The sequence below is a fragment of the Pseudoalteromonas prydzensis genome, assembly GCF_011050055.1.
In the GTDB taxonomy this organism is placed as follows: Bacteria; Pseudomonadota; Gammaproteobacteria; order Enterobacterales; family Alteromonadaceae; genus Pseudoalteromonas; species Pseudoalteromonas prydzensis_A.
This window is the reverse complement of the sequence record NZ_DRGM01000119.1, coordinates 1-18,209: the sequence shown is the minus strand read 5'-3', so window position 1 is coordinate 18,209 and position 18,209 is coordinate 1. Positions and strand designations below refer to the sequence as shown.

At 41.5% G+C, this 18,209-nt stretch carries 9 protein-coding genes; all 9 read right to left on the bottom strand.

The annotated features are described in order from the left end of the window. Positions 1-65 precede the first annotated feature (65 nt). Positions 66-4,907 carry an NAD-glutamate dehydrogenase gene (locus ENH88_RS11030; protein WP_304182290.1) on the bottom strand — a complete coding sequence of 1,614 codons (4,842 nt, stop codon included), beginning with the start codon at positions 4,905-4,907 and terminating at the stop codon, positions 66-68. 210 nt (positions 4,908-5,117) lie between these two features. Further along, complete coding sequence (locus ENH88_RS11025) at positions 5,118-7,442, bottom strand: efflux RND transporter permease subunit (protein WP_304182289.1); 2,325 nt, start codon at positions 7,440-7,442, stop codon at positions 5,118-5,120. Then, entirely contained in the window at positions 7,442-8,443 is a 1,002-nt protein-coding gene (locus ENH88_RS11020; RefSeq protein ID WP_304182288.1) for a WD40/YVTN/BNR-like repeat-containing protein, read from the bottom strand. The genes ENH88_RS11025 and ENH88_RS11020 overlap by 1 nt, the downstream gene beginning before the upstream one ends. Before the next feature lie 131 nt (positions 8,444-8,574). Beyond that, a complete protein-coding gene (locus tag ENH88_RS11015) occupies positions 8,575-9,939 on the bottom strand; it encodes a DUF1329 domain-containing protein (protein ID WP_304182307.1) in 1,365 nt (454 codons plus the stop codon). 10 nt (positions 9,940-9,949) lie between these two features. After that, entirely contained in the window at positions 9,950-12,046 is a 2,097-nt protein-coding gene (locus tag ENH88_RS11010) for a DUF1302 domain-containing protein (RefSeq protein WP_304182287.1), read from the bottom strand. A gap of 246 nt (positions 12,047-12,292) precedes the next feature. Beyond that, complete coding sequence (locus tag ENH88_RS11005) at positions 12,293-12,514, bottom strand: DUF2835 family protein (RefSeq protein WP_304182286.1); 222 nt, start codon at positions 12,512-12,514, stop codon at positions 12,293-12,295. 3 nt (positions 12,515-12,517) lie between these two features. Beyond that, on the bottom strand, positions 12,518-15,112 hold the full coding sequence (gene pepN / locus ENH88_RS11000; protein WP_304182285.1) for an aminopeptidase N: 2,595 nt from the start codon (positions 15,110-15,112) through the stop codon (positions 12,518-12,520). Between the two features lie 44 nt (positions 15,113-15,156). Then, positions 15,157-16,620, bottom strand: a complete 1,464-nt coding sequence (gene nhaC / locus ENH88_RS10995; RefSeq protein WP_304182284.1) for a Na+/H+ antiporter NhaC — start codon at positions 16,618-16,620, stop codon at positions 15,157-15,159. A 172-nt stretch (positions 16,621-16,792) separates the two neighbouring features. Next, positions 16,793-18,209, bottom strand: a 1,417-nt coding sequence (locus tag ENH88_RS10990) for a carboxy terminal-processing peptidase (protein ID WP_304182283.1), incomplete at its 5' end; no start/stop codon positions are given.

Genomic DNA, 18,209 nt, shown 5'->3' with positions numbered 1-18,209 from the left:
TATAACAATTTTAGTGATTAACTCATTATTTTCAGTTGAGAAAATAGTGAGGCACTCGGAATCGCTTATTTTGTCGATGTATCACAGTTGTGGCTCAGTAACATCAGTTCACGAAGCGCGACTGAGAACTTAGCAAAATCATGGCTTTGTGATGTTTTAAATTCAGCCAGCATATGCTTCCAACGTTGTAGTAATAAATCTTTACTGTCCATCCACTGATCAATTTGACCATCAACATCTTTGTCATCACCAGTGAAATTGTTTAACACCACTTCTGATAATGTACGTTGTTGCCAATCAAGCTCTTCACGGTAAGAAGCACGTGCTAATGCTTGCCAATGGTTTGCCACAGGTTGGTTGGTAATTTGATCCAAGAACCAATGTAGTCCCATCCGCGCACCAAGTTTGAAGTAAGTGTTCGACACCATATCAATACTACGGCCAGAATTCGCTGCCACTTCCGCAAGATCCATTACTGAGAACAAACTAGATAGCGACACAATACGTGTTGCAAGCTCTGCAGGCACGGCACTAGCGATTAGCTTTTCTGCAGCGTTGTCTAAACGCTCACTTTCTTTTTCAACCATGTAGCTGGTTAAATTAGCACTTAAATCAGCAAAGGTTGGTGCAAAGAAAGCAATTGTTTGCTCAATATTTTGCGCTTTATTACGATGACGTAAGAACCAACGCGTTGCACGGCGTACCGTACGACGTAATTGATACAGCATCTCAGTTTGTACTGCAGCTGGGATCTTATTATCCAGTGCCACAATGGCAGACCAGGTATCACGCATTTGGAACACTTCACTGGCAACCGAGTAGCATAATGCAACTTCAGCTTCATTTGCGCCGGTTTCTTCATGCATACGTACCATGAAGTTAAGGCCCATATCGTTAACGATATTATTAGCAAGTTTTGTTGCTATGATCTCTTTGCGCAGTGGGTGATTATCCATCGCTGCGTTGAACTTTTCACGCAGTGGTAATGGGAACGATTTCACTAACAACTGACGATAGTACGGATTCTCAGTAATTTCATCAGTCACTAATGACTCTTTCAGTACCATTTTCGCATAAGAAACAAGTACCGATAGCTCTGGACGAGTTAAATCTTTACCGGCCGCAGCGCGCTCAGCTAACTCTTCATCACTTGGAATAAATTCAATCGCACGGTTTAACTTGCCTTCTTTTTCAAGCGCATGAATAAAGCGTACTTTTTCTTTCAGCGTTGATGAGCCTTTTGATTGCGTAATTGACAACGTATGCGTTTGACGATAACAATCTTTCAGTACCAGTTGTGCAACTTCATCAGTCATTGAGTACAGTAATTCATCACGTTGTTTACGGGTTAAATCACCAGCTGTCACTAAACCATTCAGTAAAATTTTGATATTTACTTCGTTATCAGAACACGCAACACCACCAACGTTATCGATAAAGTCGGTGTTAACACGCCCGCCTTTGCCGGCAAACTCAATACGACCTAATTGTGTCGCACCTAAGTTACCGCCCTCACCGAGTACTTTTGCACCAAGCTCACTACCGTTGATCCGTAGCGCATCATTGGCACGGTCGCCTACATCTGCATCACTTTCTTTGCTGCTCTTAATGTAAGTACCGATACCACCATTCCATAATAAATCAAACTCCATCATCAAGCTGGCTTTGATCAACTCATTCGGTGTCATGCTGGCTTTTTTAGTGCCGAGCATTTTTTTCATTTCTGGCGTTAAGGTGATTGATTTAGCTGCACGTGAGAACACCCCACCGCCCGCTGAAATCAAGTCTTTGTTATAGTCTTCCCACGATGAACGAGGTAGATTAAACAAGCGCTCACGCTCTGGGTATGACGCTGCAGAATCAGGTGTTGGATCAATGAAGATATGTAAGTGGTTAAATGCCACTTGTAAGCGAATATGCTTAGATAACAGCATGCCGTTACCAAATACATCCCCGGCCATGTCACCAATAGCAACCACGGTAAAATCGGTCGTTTGCGTATCAATATCCATTTCACGGAAGTGACGTTTAACTGACTCCCAACCACCTTTAGCTGTGATACCCATTTTCTTATGGTCATAACCCACAGAACCACCTGATGCAAACGCATCACCTAGCCAGAAGTTATATTCATTGGCGATGCCATTGGCGATATCTGAGAAGGTTGCCGTGCCTTTATCTGCTGCAACCACTAAGTATGCATCATCTTCATCATGGCGTGTTACATCAACTGGTGGCACAATTTCGCCTTGAATGATGTTATCCGTGATGTCTAATAAACCGCGAATAAAGATTTTGTAACACTCTTGGCCTTCTTTGAAGAATGCATCACGGTCTGTTGGCAATTGTTTACACACAAAGCCACCTTTAGAACCAACCGGCACGATGACTGTATTTTTAACCTGTTGCGCTTTAACTAAACCCAATACTTCAGTACGGAAGTCTTCACGACGATCTGACCAACGCAGACCACCACGGGCAACTTTACCACCGCGTAAGTGAACACCTTCAACACGTGGCGAATAAACAAATATTTCAAATGCCGGTAATGGCAATGGCATATCTGGAATTAGGCTCGGATTAACTTTAAATGACACATAGGATTTAAATTGACCTGTGGCATCTTTTTGGAAGTAGTTAGTACGCAGCGTGGCAATGATCATATCTACGTATAAACGAATAATACGGTCATCATCTAAGTTCGCTACGTTTTCAAGTTCAAGGTAGATTTGCGCAATTAGCTTATCAAGTGTTTTTACACTCGCTGGGCTTTTCACTGAGAACTTTTTAGCGAATAAATTGACAATTTGTGAACCAATATGCGGGTAGTTTGCTAACGTGCTCTCAATGTAACTTTGTGAGAAAGTCACCCCAACTTGGCGCATGTATTTTGCATACGCGCGTAAAATTGATGCTTCACGCCCCGTTAAGCCCCCCATTAACACTAAACGGTTAAAGCCATCGTTTTCTAAACGGTTGCTCCATACACTGGTCAATGCTGCACGAAAACGTGCCGATACTTTATCAAAGTCAGCAATACCTTTGCTATCAAGTAGCATAGAGAAATCCATGATCCAGTTAATACCATCATCACTGGTTTTAACTGAATAAGGTGTTTCACCAATTACACGTAAGCCAAAGTTTTCAAGCATTGGCATAACATCTGATAAGTGAATTGGCTCATCTTTATGGAATAAGCTCAAACGCACAATATTGCTGTTTGCTTCTTCTTGCGGACGGTAAAACAACATTTCCAATTTGTTATCGTCATTAAGTAATTCAAGCTTTTCAATATCAACAACGGCTGCACTTGGCAGTACTTCGTCTTTGTATGAACGAGCAAACGCATTGCAATATTTACGGTTAAGTTCATTACCGCGTGCTTCACCTGCAGATTCTAACAAGGCTGATTGTAATTTGTCTTCCCAAGTACGAGCAGCTTCTACTAAATTATTTTCGATGTCTTTCACGTTATATTCTATATTGTTGTCAGTCACACGCACGGTATAGTGAGTACGCGCCAGTGTTGACTCAGAGAAGAAAGTAGTAAATTCGACTTTATCGTCGGAATTAAATGCGGTGGCTAAAATAGACTGAGTTTCACGACGCAATGCAGTGTTATAACGCTCACGAGGCACATACACCATGCAAGAGAAGAAACGGCCATAGGCATCCTTACGCACGAATAAACGGCACATATCGCGCTCTTGTACTTGTAGTACGCCCATCGCGACTTCAAGTAACTCACTTTCACGTGCTTGCACTAACTCATCACGCGGGTAAGTCTCAAGAATATTTAACACCGCTTTATAAGCATGCGTACCTTTAGCAAAGTCACACATTTCCATAATGCGGTTAATTTTGCTTTTTAGCACAGGTACATCAGCGGCACTGTTATTATAAAAGCTTGATGAAAACAACCCGATGAAACGGTCTTCGCCAATCACATTCCCCTCATCATCAAAACGCTTGATACCAACATAATCTATGTATGCTGGGCGGTGTACGCGCGATAACGAATTGGTTTTTGTAAGGATCAGCAAATTATTGCTACGTGCTTCTTGGCGGGCTACTTCAGGTAATTCAGAGAGTAGACGAGAATGCTCTTCGGTTGAATTTTTCATTAAACCTAAGCTGCTCTCGATTTTACCTTTAAGCTGGTAATCACCTTGCACTGGCGATAAATCGTATTGACGATAACCCATTAAGGTAAAGTTATCTTTAACTAACCAATCTAAAAACTCAACCGTTTCTGCCACTTCACTGGCATTATTTTTATGATTGCGCTTTGGTAATTCTTTACTAACCGCAATCAACTTTTTGCGAATTGGTTGCCAATCTTCTACCGCAGTAGAAACATCATTCAGCACTGACTCAAGTTCTTTTTTGAAGGAGTCAATCACTGACGAGTCTGTTTGACGATCAATTTCGATAAAAAACACCGTTTTAGTAGAGCTGGACTCTTGTTCCGCTTTTAAATTAGAAACGGCTGAGATCTTGGCGTTTTTATCGCGTTGAATTTTAAGTGGACTATGCAGTAGCAAGTGAGAAGCGATGTTTTCACGGGTCATCGCCATACGCACCGAATCAACTAGAAATGGCATATCTTTAGCGATAATTTCTACGATTGTGTGCGATGACTGCCAGCCATCTTTTGCTACTTCAGGATTGAAAACACGGATCACCGCATCATCAGAGGTATTTTTTTCTAGCGAGTTCCATAGGCTAAGTGCAGCGCCATATAAGTCACTATCATTGCGATGTGCCAAATCTTCTTTAGACATATTGCTGTACAAGGATTTGGCGAATTTCTCAACGAGTAACACATTATCAGCGTGAACTTTTTTCTGGATCAGCTTACAGACATTATCTAAGATAACCGAGGCTTGCCCTTCATTTCGTGTCATTACATGTTCCTTAAATCTATACCACCTACTTAGGTGGAAAATTTGTACAGCAATTTATTGTGTGGAGTCAGGCAAATTCTAACCCTTTTAAAATTAATAAACAGCCCTTTCGATGAAAACATTTTAAGCATTTCAGCTATTTGGTCATCTATTCACAAATTATAGATATAAATGGCCTATACAGGCCATTTAGGAGCAAAATTATTCACATTATTTTTTCTGGTCAGTCCAGAGCAAACTGCCAATTGCCGGTAAAAGTAACACTGCACCGAGCATATTGACCAAGAACATGAAGGTTAACAATATTCCCATGTCTACTTGGAACTTCAGATCAGAGAAAATCCAGGTACTGACACCGATAGCCAAGGTAATACCAGTGAATAATACCGCACTGCCACGCTCAACGAGCGCATTACGATACGCTATTGGCAATGCAACACCTTGCTTTAATTGCCCCATCATCGATGACAAAATATAAATCCCGTAATCAACACCAATACCCACCCCCAGTGCAATCACTGGCAAGGTCGATACAGTAAGACCAATTTCCAACTGCACCATCAAAGCTTGCGCGAGAGTCGATACAATATACAAAGGTAACACTACGGCAATGGTCGCTTTAACGCTCTTAAAGCTAATTAAGCATAAGATGATCACGGCGCCATAAACATAAAGCATCATTGGCAATTGCGCCGCTGATACTGACTCATTCGTTGCAGCCATTACGCCAACAGGCCCAGATGCCAATTTAAATTGTAACTTATCGGTTTGTTCTTCAATCGCGAATTGCTTAATGCTGCCAATAATATGCTCAATGGTTTGCGCTTTATGATCCTCTAAAAAGATTATCACCGGCATTACCGAACAATCACCGTTGAGTAAGCCGGTACTGGTTTCTACTCTTGCCGTTGACTGCACTAAACTTGCCGTATTACGTGGCAAGCTTTGCCATTTCAAATTACCTTCGTTATAGCCGGCATTTACCGATTGCGCAACGGAGCTCAAAGTAACAGCAGACTGTACCCCAGCAAGGTTTTCAACCTTATATTGAAAACGGCTAATACGTTCCATTACATCGTGCTCTGTACACGCTGCTGGATACGCTTCAACAATCACCTTGAGAATATCCGATGAAATCGTGTATTTGTCCGATATTAAGAAGGTATCTTGGTTATAACGGGCATCTTGATGCAGTGACGGTGCACCTGCGTGTAAATCACCAATATGCATTTTACCCGCTTGCCAATAACCCAATGCAAATAGCACTAAGGTACTGCCTATAATGACTTTAGCCCATTTTGGATCCGTGCTTTTCACTAATAAATCACGCATAGCATCAAGCATATTAGGCTTATTACTGTTACCTGATTGAATATGAACTGTGTTGTCAAAACGCATATAGGATGCCCACACAGGTAATAACACCAAGTTAGTGAAGATAATAACCGCGACACCTAAACTTGCCGTAATTGCCAGCTCGCGAATAATCCCGATATCAATCGTCAATAGGGTTAAAAAGCCAACCGTATCAGATAGTAATGCGATGCCTCCGGGTATTAATAACGATCTAAAACTAGCCTGACAACAAATGCGCGTATTGCAGTGTCCTTCGGCAACTTTTTTACCTATCGCATTGATCATTTGCACGCCATGACTTACGCCTATGGCGAACACTAAAAATGGGACTAAAATCGACATCGGATCGAGACCAAAGCCTAGGCTCGACAATATGCCCAACTGCCAAACAACAGCAATGATTGAACAGGCTATAGGTAAAATAGTAAGCTTTAAGCTGCCACAAAATAACCAAACCATGATGAAAGTAAACGCAATGGCGATGGCAAAAAATAATACAACCCCTTTCGCGCCTTCGGCAATATCCCCAGCCATTTTGGCAAAACCAATGATATGAATACTTACTTTATCAGTGCTTAATGGCTCGCGAATTTCGCTTTCGAGCTTTTCTGCGAATGCTAAGGTATCGAGTTTTTCTTGCGTTTGCGGATCGGTTTCCATCAACTGGGCGGTCACCATGGCACACGAATAGTCAGAGGCAATCATCCTACCAACTACTTTCGCTTTTTCGATATTCTCTTTTACAACGGCTAAGCCACGCTGATCTGCAGTAAAGTTAGCGGGTATAATTGGACCCCCCGCAAAGCCGTCTTCAACCACTTCCACAAAACGTGCACTGGGTGAGAAAATTGAGTTCACTAACGGACGGTTCACCCCAGGTATAAAATACAGCTGATCATGAACGGCTTTTAATTGGCTAAAAAATTCAGGATTGAAAATATCGCCGCTATCATCACACACGGAGATCAAAATACTGTTTGCCCCACCAAATTGCTTTTCATGTTTTAAATACACTTTCATGTAATCATGATTAAGTGGAATATTTTTATTAAATGAAGCATCTAGTTGAATTTGAGTGGCTTTAAAGCCTAAAAAACAGGTGATAACAATAAAACTCATCACCATCACTAAACGATGACGAAAAACAACTTTTTCTAAAAATTCTACGATTGCATGCATTATTCAGCCATCCCCTTCACTTTAATGCCATTTTCTGATGCCATAACCAATTGATTGTCAAAAATAATAGCATCTAGAATAGCCTTACCATCGGCTAACTGCTCAACGCTTAATTGATTATTTATATAATGAAAAATCACCCCACTATTAGCAAGCAATAGCCAATGGTTTTCAGCTGCTTTAATGATACTGTTCACTGTGGCTGTTTTATTATTATCTATTGGTTGCCACTGTCCTGCTGGGTGACGGCTAAAAATATTGCCGCGCAATCCCGCCACAATTTCCTCACCGTGTTCATCACTGGCGTATGCGAAAAATGATCCCAAATAAATTTCTTCATCCCGCTGCCAGGTTTTGCCGTTATCCGTGCTGTGAGCAAGTAGACCCATTTCCCCAACCAACATAAGTTTACTGTCAGTTGCAACTATGCGATTGAAATGCGGCAGTATTGAGGCAGTTTCAGCAGCATAGGCGTCAGGATCTGATTCTTTTAAGTCATTTAAATATTCTTGGTCTTCGGCAAATAACAGTGAATCTAAAAAGCGTTTTTGCCAGTTTTTTCCGCCATCCGTGGTTTCATAAAACATCCCATAAGCGCCAACCGCAAAACCGTGTTGCTCAGTGGTAAATAAAATATCTAAACAGGGTTTGTCTAATTGAGTATTTACTTGTTGTAATTGCCAATTAGCACCACCGTCCGTAGTGTTGATGATAGTTGCATCATGGCCACACGCCCAACCACGCTCAGTGCCGTTAAAGGTAACCGCAGTTAATAACACTTGCGTTGGCACGCTTGCTTGTTGCCAATCTTTTGCATCGCTACTTGTGATAATCGTGCCGTGCTTCCCTACAGCGACCAGTTGCTTTCCTGTGTATTCAATATCAGTCAACAACGTTTTATCTGCTTTTATTGCCGTAATGGCCGCAAGCGGTTCAGACGCTATTGATTGAGTTGAAAGGCTTGCAGCAATGGCAAGGCCTGCATAGAGCATGTACTTCATATATTTAAATCGCCTTGAAAGGTGTGTTTGTCGGTATATAACGAGCAATTGGGGGGACCCAGTACGTGTCAGAGTGACAAACGCGATTTGGAACAAAAAAGCACCTGGTTCATGCCAGGTGCTTGAGTATATTAACGACCTTCGCGGCGCAGTGCGCTTGAGGTGAATTCATTATCGTTAAACGATTGTGAGAAATCGTACATTTTCTCTTGGTTATCTAAACCAATTGCAAGGTAACGACGTGAGTTCAAATCATGATACACATCGAGCGTACTCCAGTTCGTGAGCGCATCATAATAGTTGATAGTATGTGCCATAGCGACACGGTACATTTGGTCACGGTTATCATAGATATCGGTTACTTGAACTTGCCAGCTATCTTCATCTATATAAAATACGCGTTTTTTATAGATATGACGTGTGTCGCCTTTCAGGTTTGCTTCTACCACCCAAACACGGTGCTTTTCATAACGCACATGCTCAGGGTTAACATGCCCGGCCATCAGAATGTCATCATACTGTAGCTTTTCACTGTGCAGCTTATAGCTATTATAGGGGATATAAAGCTCTTGCTTACCTTTAAGTGTCCACGTGTAACGATTTGGTGAACCATTGAACATGTCAAAGTCATCGGTGGTACGTAAACTATCAGCCGCGGTTCCCGGTGCATCATACGCCACATTTGGCGCACGACGAACACGACGCTGCCCAGAGTTGTATGTCCATGCTTGGCGTGGTGTTAAAATTTGGTCCATGGTTTCATGGACTAATAATGCGGTACCAGCTAAACGAGCGGGTTGCGTTACTTTTTGTTTAAATTTAAACAAAATATTAGATTCTTGCAGCTCTGCAGGCGTTGCTTTTGGATCAGAATATTTAACTAATAATTGCTCATCAAAACCAACCATATTATATGAACCAGATGCAGTCGGTGCAGCTTGACCACCAAAACGCTCAATAGATAAACCGCGATAACGTAATAAGTGATTCCAGATTGCCTCTAAGCCAGTTTTTGGAATTGGAAACGGAATACCTATAGCGGTATTTTTAATGCCATTGCCTTCTTCAATCAGTTCTGCAGTTGGCGCATATTGTTTAGTTGCATCATAAACAAACTGAGGATTTGAAGCACTACGATGAGTGGTATAGATGTTCATTTTAAAGGTATCTGGGTACGCTTCAAAAAGCGCAACTTGACCAGGGCTTAAATTTGCTTTGTATTTATCAACATTTGATTTATCAATGGTGAAAAGCACTTTATCACTGGCATACGGATCTGGGTGATGCATTCCCGGCGTATAGCCCGCGGGTGCTTTAGTAATACCGCCAGTCCAAGCAGGGATCGAACCATCAGCATTACCTGCTTTTTCAGCACCTAATGGCGTTAAATCCGCACCTAAACGCGCCACTTCTTCACTGGTCATTTTAGCAACAACTGCTGTTGTAGAAAATAAACTACATAGCGTTAGTGCAATGAGGGTAGGTTTTTTTATCATCATGATACCCCTAAATTGAATATTTAATATTGAAAGAAACAAAATCACGGTCTGAGAAAGTATTGATATCACCGCCACCCCAGAAAGAGTTGTAGCTAAAGTTAAATGACCATGCATTTTGATAATTAAAGTTGGCTGTAACACCGAGTGACTTGCGATCTTCAATAAACAAGAACATCGGATCAGGTGTGTTACCATTTACGTCGTGTGAGAATACAAAGCGCGGTGAAAAGTTAATACCTTTATAGAAATTATAATAATCGCCTTTGGCAATTAAACGATATCCCCATGATGATGCTGTCGCAAACTCTTTTTGCTCTGGACCATTAGACAAAGCCATATGCAATGCTGAGTAATCATCTGCATTAGGGCCGGTCATAATACCACTGCGACCAGTACCTGAAACATTTAAACGCATTTCATCGTATTCAGGCATATTATTTATGTGCACGCCGCCAATTTCACCCACAACCGCCCAACTATCAGCCCCTAATGAAGGACCAAATAAATGCGTTGCAGTAAACTGTAATTGGCTAGTATTACGCTCAATATAACCTTTTGCTAATTCGCCTGGTCCTACGACGCTAATCGCGTCACCCGGGCTCATTTGTGAAATACCGGCAAACTCAGGACGCAGTCCCGCTAACGCTAATTGCTCAGGCATAGCGGCGTAAAGTAATTCTACGTCATCAATTTGCAGCGGCTCGTCTTCGCGAAAAGTAAACTCACCTGCGAATGCTGTTTCGCCAAGCGAAGTATTAAAGCTCAAACCATAAAGCTTGATATCTTCAGGATATTCGTTGGTTGCTTTAGCAAATGCTTTTAAATCAGAGACATTGTCAGAGGTAATTTCAGTCGTTGCTAACATGGCTAAATCTTGAGCCAGTGACGCTTGTGTAAAGTTAGATACGCGACCTGAAATAAGCGGACGACGGCTATGGTAGTTTACATGGTAAAGTGCAACCTCAGTGTCATTAAATTCTGGTAAAAACATCCCTAAACGTAAACCATACTGGCCACCATCATCAGGCTCAGTTTTACCATCATCCCCTTTGCCTTTAAGCGCGACTTTAGTTGGGTACGCTAGGTAAGTTTGTGCCAATAATGCTTGCCCTTCGGGACTTGCAGGGTCGATCCCTTTAGCCGCTGCAGCTTGACCAAAGGTAGTCATCAAATTATTTAAGCTATCCGTTAAGAACGCTAAATCAATATCAGGATTGGAAGTAAAACCAAGCTGTACATTTTGCTGATAACCATTTTCTGCGGCAAAATCATTGGTCGAAAAATACGTGCCAGCTGCTGGTAAGCGTGTTTCATGCCATTGATACTGGTAAAAGCCTTCCAAAGTCACATTTTCAGTGATCCCTAAAGACGCCCATAACATACCAACCGGAATAAAGGCCTCTTTTAGCTCTGCACCCGGCGCTTTTAATCGGTCAATATCAACCGGATTTACGTTAATACCGTGAGAAATTAATGTGCTTTCGCCCCAGTTTATAACCTGTTGCCCAAGGCGAATAGAAAGTGGATTATGACCGTCATTTAAATCAAAGTTAGCCCACACATAAGCATCTAGGAGACGAATATCCGCGCAACTTTGTTTTTTGGTGTCTTTATCATCACAAGGATCAACTCCTTGCCCTGAAGTTGGATTAACATAAGCGCGATCGCTATCCATTAATTCAAAATCATAAAAATACATAAAGCGGGTAAACAGGCCGTAGTTGTCTTTGTTGATGGATAAATCGTGTGTCCCTTTCAAAAGCTTTGAAAAAGATTCACCGCTATCAAAGTTCAAATCACCAGCGTCGCCGTTATTAGAGTACGAGCCAGGTTGAGCCCAGACATCTTGCGCGGAATAAATAGGATTTAAAACTGAGTTATAACCTGTCCAATCAAAAGACGGATTATTACTTTTACCTATTAGATTAAAGTTTCGGTCTTCAACACGGATACTTTGCCCATAAGAAAAAGTAGAGTCGAAGGTAATATCAAACCCTCCAGCCTCAAATGTAGCAGCGTGTGTTACGCCCGTTGATAAACCTAACGTTGCAGCAGCTAGGCCTAAAAATATTTTGTTTTTAACAAAAAGCGATCTTCTTATCATTGTGTGTTCCCCCTGTCGCGGGTAATTTTGTGATCAAGTTATTGTTTTTAGTGTAGTCGTAACGATAGAAGCGAAATAAAGAAATTACAAATAGAACGCGTTCAATCCGTCATAATTTTTCTGTTTAGTTGGCGTTTACGCAATGGTAAGACGTCCTACCAGATAATTTATACACGTAAATTAACAATAGAACAAATCGAATTAACAAAAAAACAATATTATAAGTAATTATTTTAAAATATTGTTTTAGGCAACGCGCTCCAAACGTAAGAATTTATGTTCAGGAGTAAGCAAAAGCCGAAAGCGCCCTCTCACTCCTAAAGAAGAAATAAAAGGGCGTAAATGGCTTGCGGCAAAACGAACTTTTTTGCCGCCATCTTCAATTACTTGTACCGAAGTGTATTTCCCTGCGTAATAATCCATACACTGCTTGTAGGTAAGATTAAGTAGAAAATAATATTCAACCATAATTTAGTGTAATGCTTTATCAACTTTTTCAAATAGATCATCGCTCAAGTTGTCCAGTTCAGCAAGGCGTTGCAGCTGTGTTTTCATCGCCACTGAACGTACTTCATCATAACGACGCCACGACATAAATGGCGTAAGCATACGCGATGCATTTTGTGGATTAATGGCGTTTAACTTAACCAATAAATCACCTAACAGCTGATAACCTGCACCGTCTTTACGGTGAAATTGTGCGGTATTAAAGTGACTAAAACTGCCGACTAACGCCCTAACCCGATTTGGATTTGAAAAATCAAAACAAGGGTGTTGATATAGCTTTTCAATGTTAGCAATGGCGTTGTCTGCGCCTTGCATTGCTTGTAATGCAAACCATTTATCCATCACCAGCACATCATGGCGCCACTGACTGTCAAATTGGTTTAATAATTCACTCGCTAATGAACTATCGGCTTTAACAACAGCACTAAGGGCAGCCAATACATTAGTCATATTATGGGAATTAGCGGCACTGATCAGTAATTGATTATTCTCAAGTTCATTGATTTTTGCTAAGTAATGTAAACACATGCCTTTTAGTGCGCGCACTGCGACAGCGGCAGCACTCACAGAGCCATCATCGATTAAACTTTGATAACATGCCGTGAACTCGCGGTGCAATTGCCCGGCGATTTGCTGTTCAAATTGTTGTGTTATAGCAACAATTTCATCCACTGGGATCACTGTAAATTCAGCGGCTAAGGTGTCAAAGCTAGGTAATTTTAACAGCTCGGCAATAAGAGCTAAATCACCTTGTTTTTCAATAACTAAACTGCGCAACGCGTTAATAACTTCATCATCAAGCAGATTCTGTGTTGGCGTTTTAATCGCGGCTTTAACAGCGCTAATAAATAATTGTTGCTGGGCATCCCAACGTGAAAAATCACTGCGGGCAAAACGCATTATATGTAATAGATCAGCCTGGGTAGTTTGCTGCTGTACAATGCACGGCGCTGAAAAATCTTCTAATAGCACTGCAACCGGCTTTGCCGTTAAGCCATCAAAACTAAAACTTTGCTGTTTGTTTGTCACATCAAGCACATGGTCAACACGGTTGCCTGCAAAACTCAATGGCACTGAGTGTCCTTGCGCATCAAGTAACTCAATGGCAAATGGGATGTGTAAAGGCGCGTTATCGGGTTGATTGAGCGGCGCGAGCTGCTCTATGTTAAGTGAGAAAATGCCCTGCTGGGCATCATAATCTTGCTTAACAATCAAGCGTGGTGTTCCTGCTTGATTGTACCAACGTTTAAATTGAGTTAAATCTATGCCTGAGGCGTCATTCATGGCTGCAACAAAATCATCGCAGGTAACGGCTTGTCCATCATGGCGCTGAAAATACAGTGCCATACCCTGCTGGAATTTTTGCTCTCCCAATAAGGTGTGCAGCATGCGAATAACTTCAGCACCTTTATCGTATACAGTTACTGTATAGAAGTTATTCATTTCAATGACTTGCTCAGGACGGATCGGGTGTGCCATTGGGCCTGCATCTTCACTAAATTGATGGGTACGCATCACTTTGACCGCATCAATACGATTCAATGCTCGCGAGCCTAAATCACTGCTGAACTCTTGATCGCGAAAAACCGTTAAGCCTTCTTTTAACGACAGTTGAAACCAATCACGACAGGTCACTCGGTTTCCTGTCCAGTTATGAAAATATTCATGGCCAACGATTGACTCTATAGTGTGGTAATCTTTATCTGTGGCGGTCTCTTGATTCGCTAACACGCATTTAGAATTAAAGATATTTAGCCCTTTATTTTCCATCGCGCCCATATTGAAAAAATCCACAGCAACGATCATGTAAATATCTAAATCATACTCAAGATTAAAACGCTGCTCATCCCACTGCATTGATTTTTTTAGTGATGCCATGGCGTGAGGGGTTTTCGGTAAATTCCCTTTATCAACAAATAAGGCTAATTCAATATTGCGACCACTTTTTGTTACAAAGCTATCTGCAAGTACATCAAAATCCCCTGCAACAAGTGCGAACAAGTAACTTGGCTTTTTAAATGGGTCTTGCCATTTAGCAAAGTGACGCCCATTGTCTAATTTACCTTCCGCTAATTTATTCCCATTTGATAATAAATGAGTAAATTGCTCGTCAGCAATAATAGTCACGTCAAAACTGGCAAGTACGTCTGGGCGGTCAAGGTAATAGGTTATTTTTCTAAAACCTTGTGCCTCACATTGCGTACAATACGCGCCACCGGATAAATATAATCCTTCTAAAGAAGTGTTCGTTTTTGGTGCAATTTCATTAACGATAGTTACTTGGCACTGTGCTGGTAAATTATGGATCACAAGCTGCTCATCACGTAACGTGTAATCAGTATAAGCAGTGCCGTCCACAGCAATTGAAATTAATGTTAAATCAATGCCATCAAGCGCTAAGTCAGCCGTGCCCGCAATCACTTTATGAATGGTCATCACACTTGTTACACGGGTGTTTAACGGTGCAAGATCAAAGGTTAAATCAACATGGTCAATAAAATACGGTGGAGCTTGGTAGTCTTTAAGATACTGGGCTTGAGGTTTTTTTAATGCAGTCATGGAAAACTCCAAAAATGGCTCCCCGACAGCGGGGAGCAACTAATTTATGCCTGTTGTTTAGGCTTAATACGTAAGATTTTAATGCCGAGGTAAGCATACACAACAGCTAACAATGGATTGATAAGGTTAAAAAATGCATACAGCGCATAATCAAAGGGATTGATCAGCAAGACACTTTGCATGTACGCACCACAGGTGTTCCATGGGATCAGAGGACTGGTGATCGTTCCGCCATCTTCTAATGTTCTTGATAAGTTAACTGGCTGCAAGCCACGTTTTTTATATTCTTCTTTAAACATCCGACCAGGCACCACAATGGCGATGTACTGATCAGCTGCAATCACGTTAGTACCAATACAGGTTGCGATTGTCGCGGTGATCAACGAACCGGTACTTTTCGCAATTTTAAGAATGCTTTTTACAAAAATATCAAGCAAGCCAGTTTTTTCCATAATGGCACCAAACATCAAGGCAGTCATGATCAGCCAAGTCGTGGTTAACATACCAGACATGCCGCCACCACTGAGCAAAGAGTTCATTTTTTCATCACCCGTTGCGATGCTAAAACCATCAAAAAAGGTCGTCCAAACTAGCTTGAAATAACCAACAAGCTCGCCTTTTGAGCCATCTATTTGTGATGCAATTAAGTCTGACTGAAACAGCATAGCCCAAACCGCACCAATCACCGCACCAATTGAAATCGCTGGAAATGCAGGCATTTTTTTAATCGCTAACACGAGTAAAACTAATAATGGCACCAGCATTTCAAAACCAATATTAAAGTTTTGCTGCAAAATGGCTGTGATCTCATCAATACGGCCAGCTTCACTGGAGGCCGTAGCGTTAAAGCCCATAAACACAAAAATGATCAAAGCAATGACAAAGCTTGGCACCGTAGTCCACAGCATATGATGGATATGTTCAAATAGATCAGCGCCCACAACCGCCGGGGCTAAATTGGTTGTTTCAGACAATGGACTGAGCTTGTCGCCAAAGTAAGCACCGGATATTACCGCACCCGCTGTCACTGTCTGCTCTAAACCAAGTCCTGTGGCAACCCCCAGTAATGCAACACCTATTGTTGCCGCAGTGGTCCAAGAACTACCAATACTCATTGCCACGATGCCACAAATTAAGCAACTTGCGGCATAAAACCAACTAGGGTTGATGACTTGCAAGCCATAATAAATCAACGTTGGCACTGTGCCTGAAAGCAGCCAAGTACCAATTAGCGCACCAACCATTAACAAAATTAATATCGCGCCCAATGATAAAGTGATCCCTTCAATCATTGCTTGCTCTAATTTTTTCCAGGTGTAGCCATTTTTCAGGCCAATCAGTGCTGCTGTAAAGGTTGCAAACAACAAGGCTATTTGGTTTGGTCCAGATGATGAGCTATCACCAAATAGGTAAACCGCAGCACCAAGCAAACAGATCAGTACAGTAATAGGGATCAGGGCATCAAAAAAGCTGGCCTGTGGGATAGGTTTTTCTTCTAATGACTTCAAAATAGAGGCTCCTACACGTATTTATATACGCGTTTAATTATTATTTTTAGCACGAACACGACATTGAGCGTAACTAATTATCTGCGTTTAATCGGTGATTATAGCAATACCAATAGTTTTAGGCAGTAAAAAAGGCGCAAAAGCGCCTTTTAAATTAATCGGGAAAATCGCCCTATTTCTTAGCTACACGACCAAATTTAATATAGTCTTGCGTAATTAATGCGGCTTCCTCTAAAAATGGGTCTAAATCGTCTAAAACGTCAGGCACATCATCCAAGTTTTCAACTGGCTTTTCACCTAAACGAACCAGTCTTTCGTTAGTACGTGCTAAAGCACGCGCTTCACCTTCGTCTTTTTCTTTAATACGTTGAGCTTCAACTAATGAAATCGTTTTCCGATCTTTTTCTTCTTTATAGCGTGTAATATCTTCAAACACATAGTTAAATTCAGGCTCAGATTTAATACGTTCATCATGGGCTTTGCTTAAGTAAGCTATTGCTGCATCTAAGTCATCGACTGAATTATATTTTGCACGAATAATGCTATCCCATGGTAATGCATTATCTTCTTGGCTTTCTCCCCACTCTGCTGGGTCAATTGCTGATGGGAATGAAATGTCTGGGATCACGCCTTTATGTTGGGTACTACCACCATTAATGCGATAGAACTTCGCAATGGTGTATTGCACACTGCCAAGTGGGTTATCGTATAAATCATAAGCACGACCTAAGCCCTTATGCTGTTGCACTGTGCCTTTACCAAATGTTTGCTCACCGATAACAATTGCACGGCCATAGTCCTGCATGGCGGCTGCAAAAATCTCAGACGCAGACGCACTATAACGATCAACCAATACGGTTAATGGACCATCGTAAAATGTGACACCGTCACGGTCTTTTTGTTCTTCAATGCGGTTGTTCAAAGTGTGTATTTGAACCACAGGGCCTTGGTCGAAGAACAATCCAGATAGTTGTGTTGCTTCATAAAGTGAGCCACCACCGTTTTGGCGTAGGTCGATAATGATGCCGTCAACCTTAGCTTCTTTTAACTTAGCCAGTTCAACTTTTACATCTTTAGACAGATTGTTATAAAAACCAGGGATTTCAATGACCCCAATCTTGCTGGTTAAATCAGCATATTTTGCCGCAAAGACTTCTGATTTTGCGGCGCGGTCTTCTAAACGAATTTTATCACGTATAATTTCAACGACTTTTGGTGCGCCATGGTCGTCAACACCTTTTAAGTATTGTAACCGTACCTTAGTGCCTTTAGGGCCTTTAATTAAATCAACTACGTCATCTAAACGCCAGCCAATTACATCAACAAATTCTTCTTTATCTTGTGCAACACCGATAATGCGGTCGTCCGCTTTAATTTGCTCAGACTTATCAGCAGGTCCGCCAGGAACTAGACTGCGAATAACCGTGTAATCTTCGTCATAGCTAAGTACGGCACCTATACCTTCAAGTTCAAGATCCATGTCCATCTTAAACTGTTCAGCTCTGCGTGGCGATAAATAGGAGGTGTGCGCTTCAATGCTACGCGCAAATGAATTCATTACGATTTGAAATGCATCTTCACTGTTGGTT

Coding starts and splice junctions, on each gene's coding strand:
- ENH88_RS11015 (WP_304182307.1), bottom strand. CDS start 9,939: ATGATAAAAAAACCTACCCTCATTGCACTAACGCTATGTAGTTTATTT.
- ENH88_RS11010 (WP_304182287.1), bottom strand. CDS start 12,046: ATGATAAGAAGATCGCTTTTTGTTAAAAACAAAATATTTTTAGGCCTA.
- ENH88_RS11025 (WP_304182289.1), bottom strand. CDS start 7,442: ATGCATGCAATCGTAGAATTTTTAGAAAAAGTTGTTTTTCGTCATCGT.
- ENH88_RS11020 (WP_304182288.1), bottom strand. CDS start 8,443: ATGAAGTACATGCTCTATGCAGGCCTTGCCATTGCTGCAAGCCTTTCA.
- ENH88_RS11030 (WP_304182290.1), bottom strand. CDS start 4,907: ATGACACGAAATGAAGGGCAAGCCTCGGTTATCTTAGATAATGTCTGT.
- pepN (WP_304182285.1), bottom strand. CDS start 15,112: ATGACTGCATTAAAAAAACCTCAAGCCCAGTATCTTAAAGACTACCAA.
- ENH88_RS11005 (WP_304182286.1), bottom strand. CDS start 12,514: ATGGTTGAATATTATTTTCTACTTAATCTTACCTACAAGCAGTGTATG.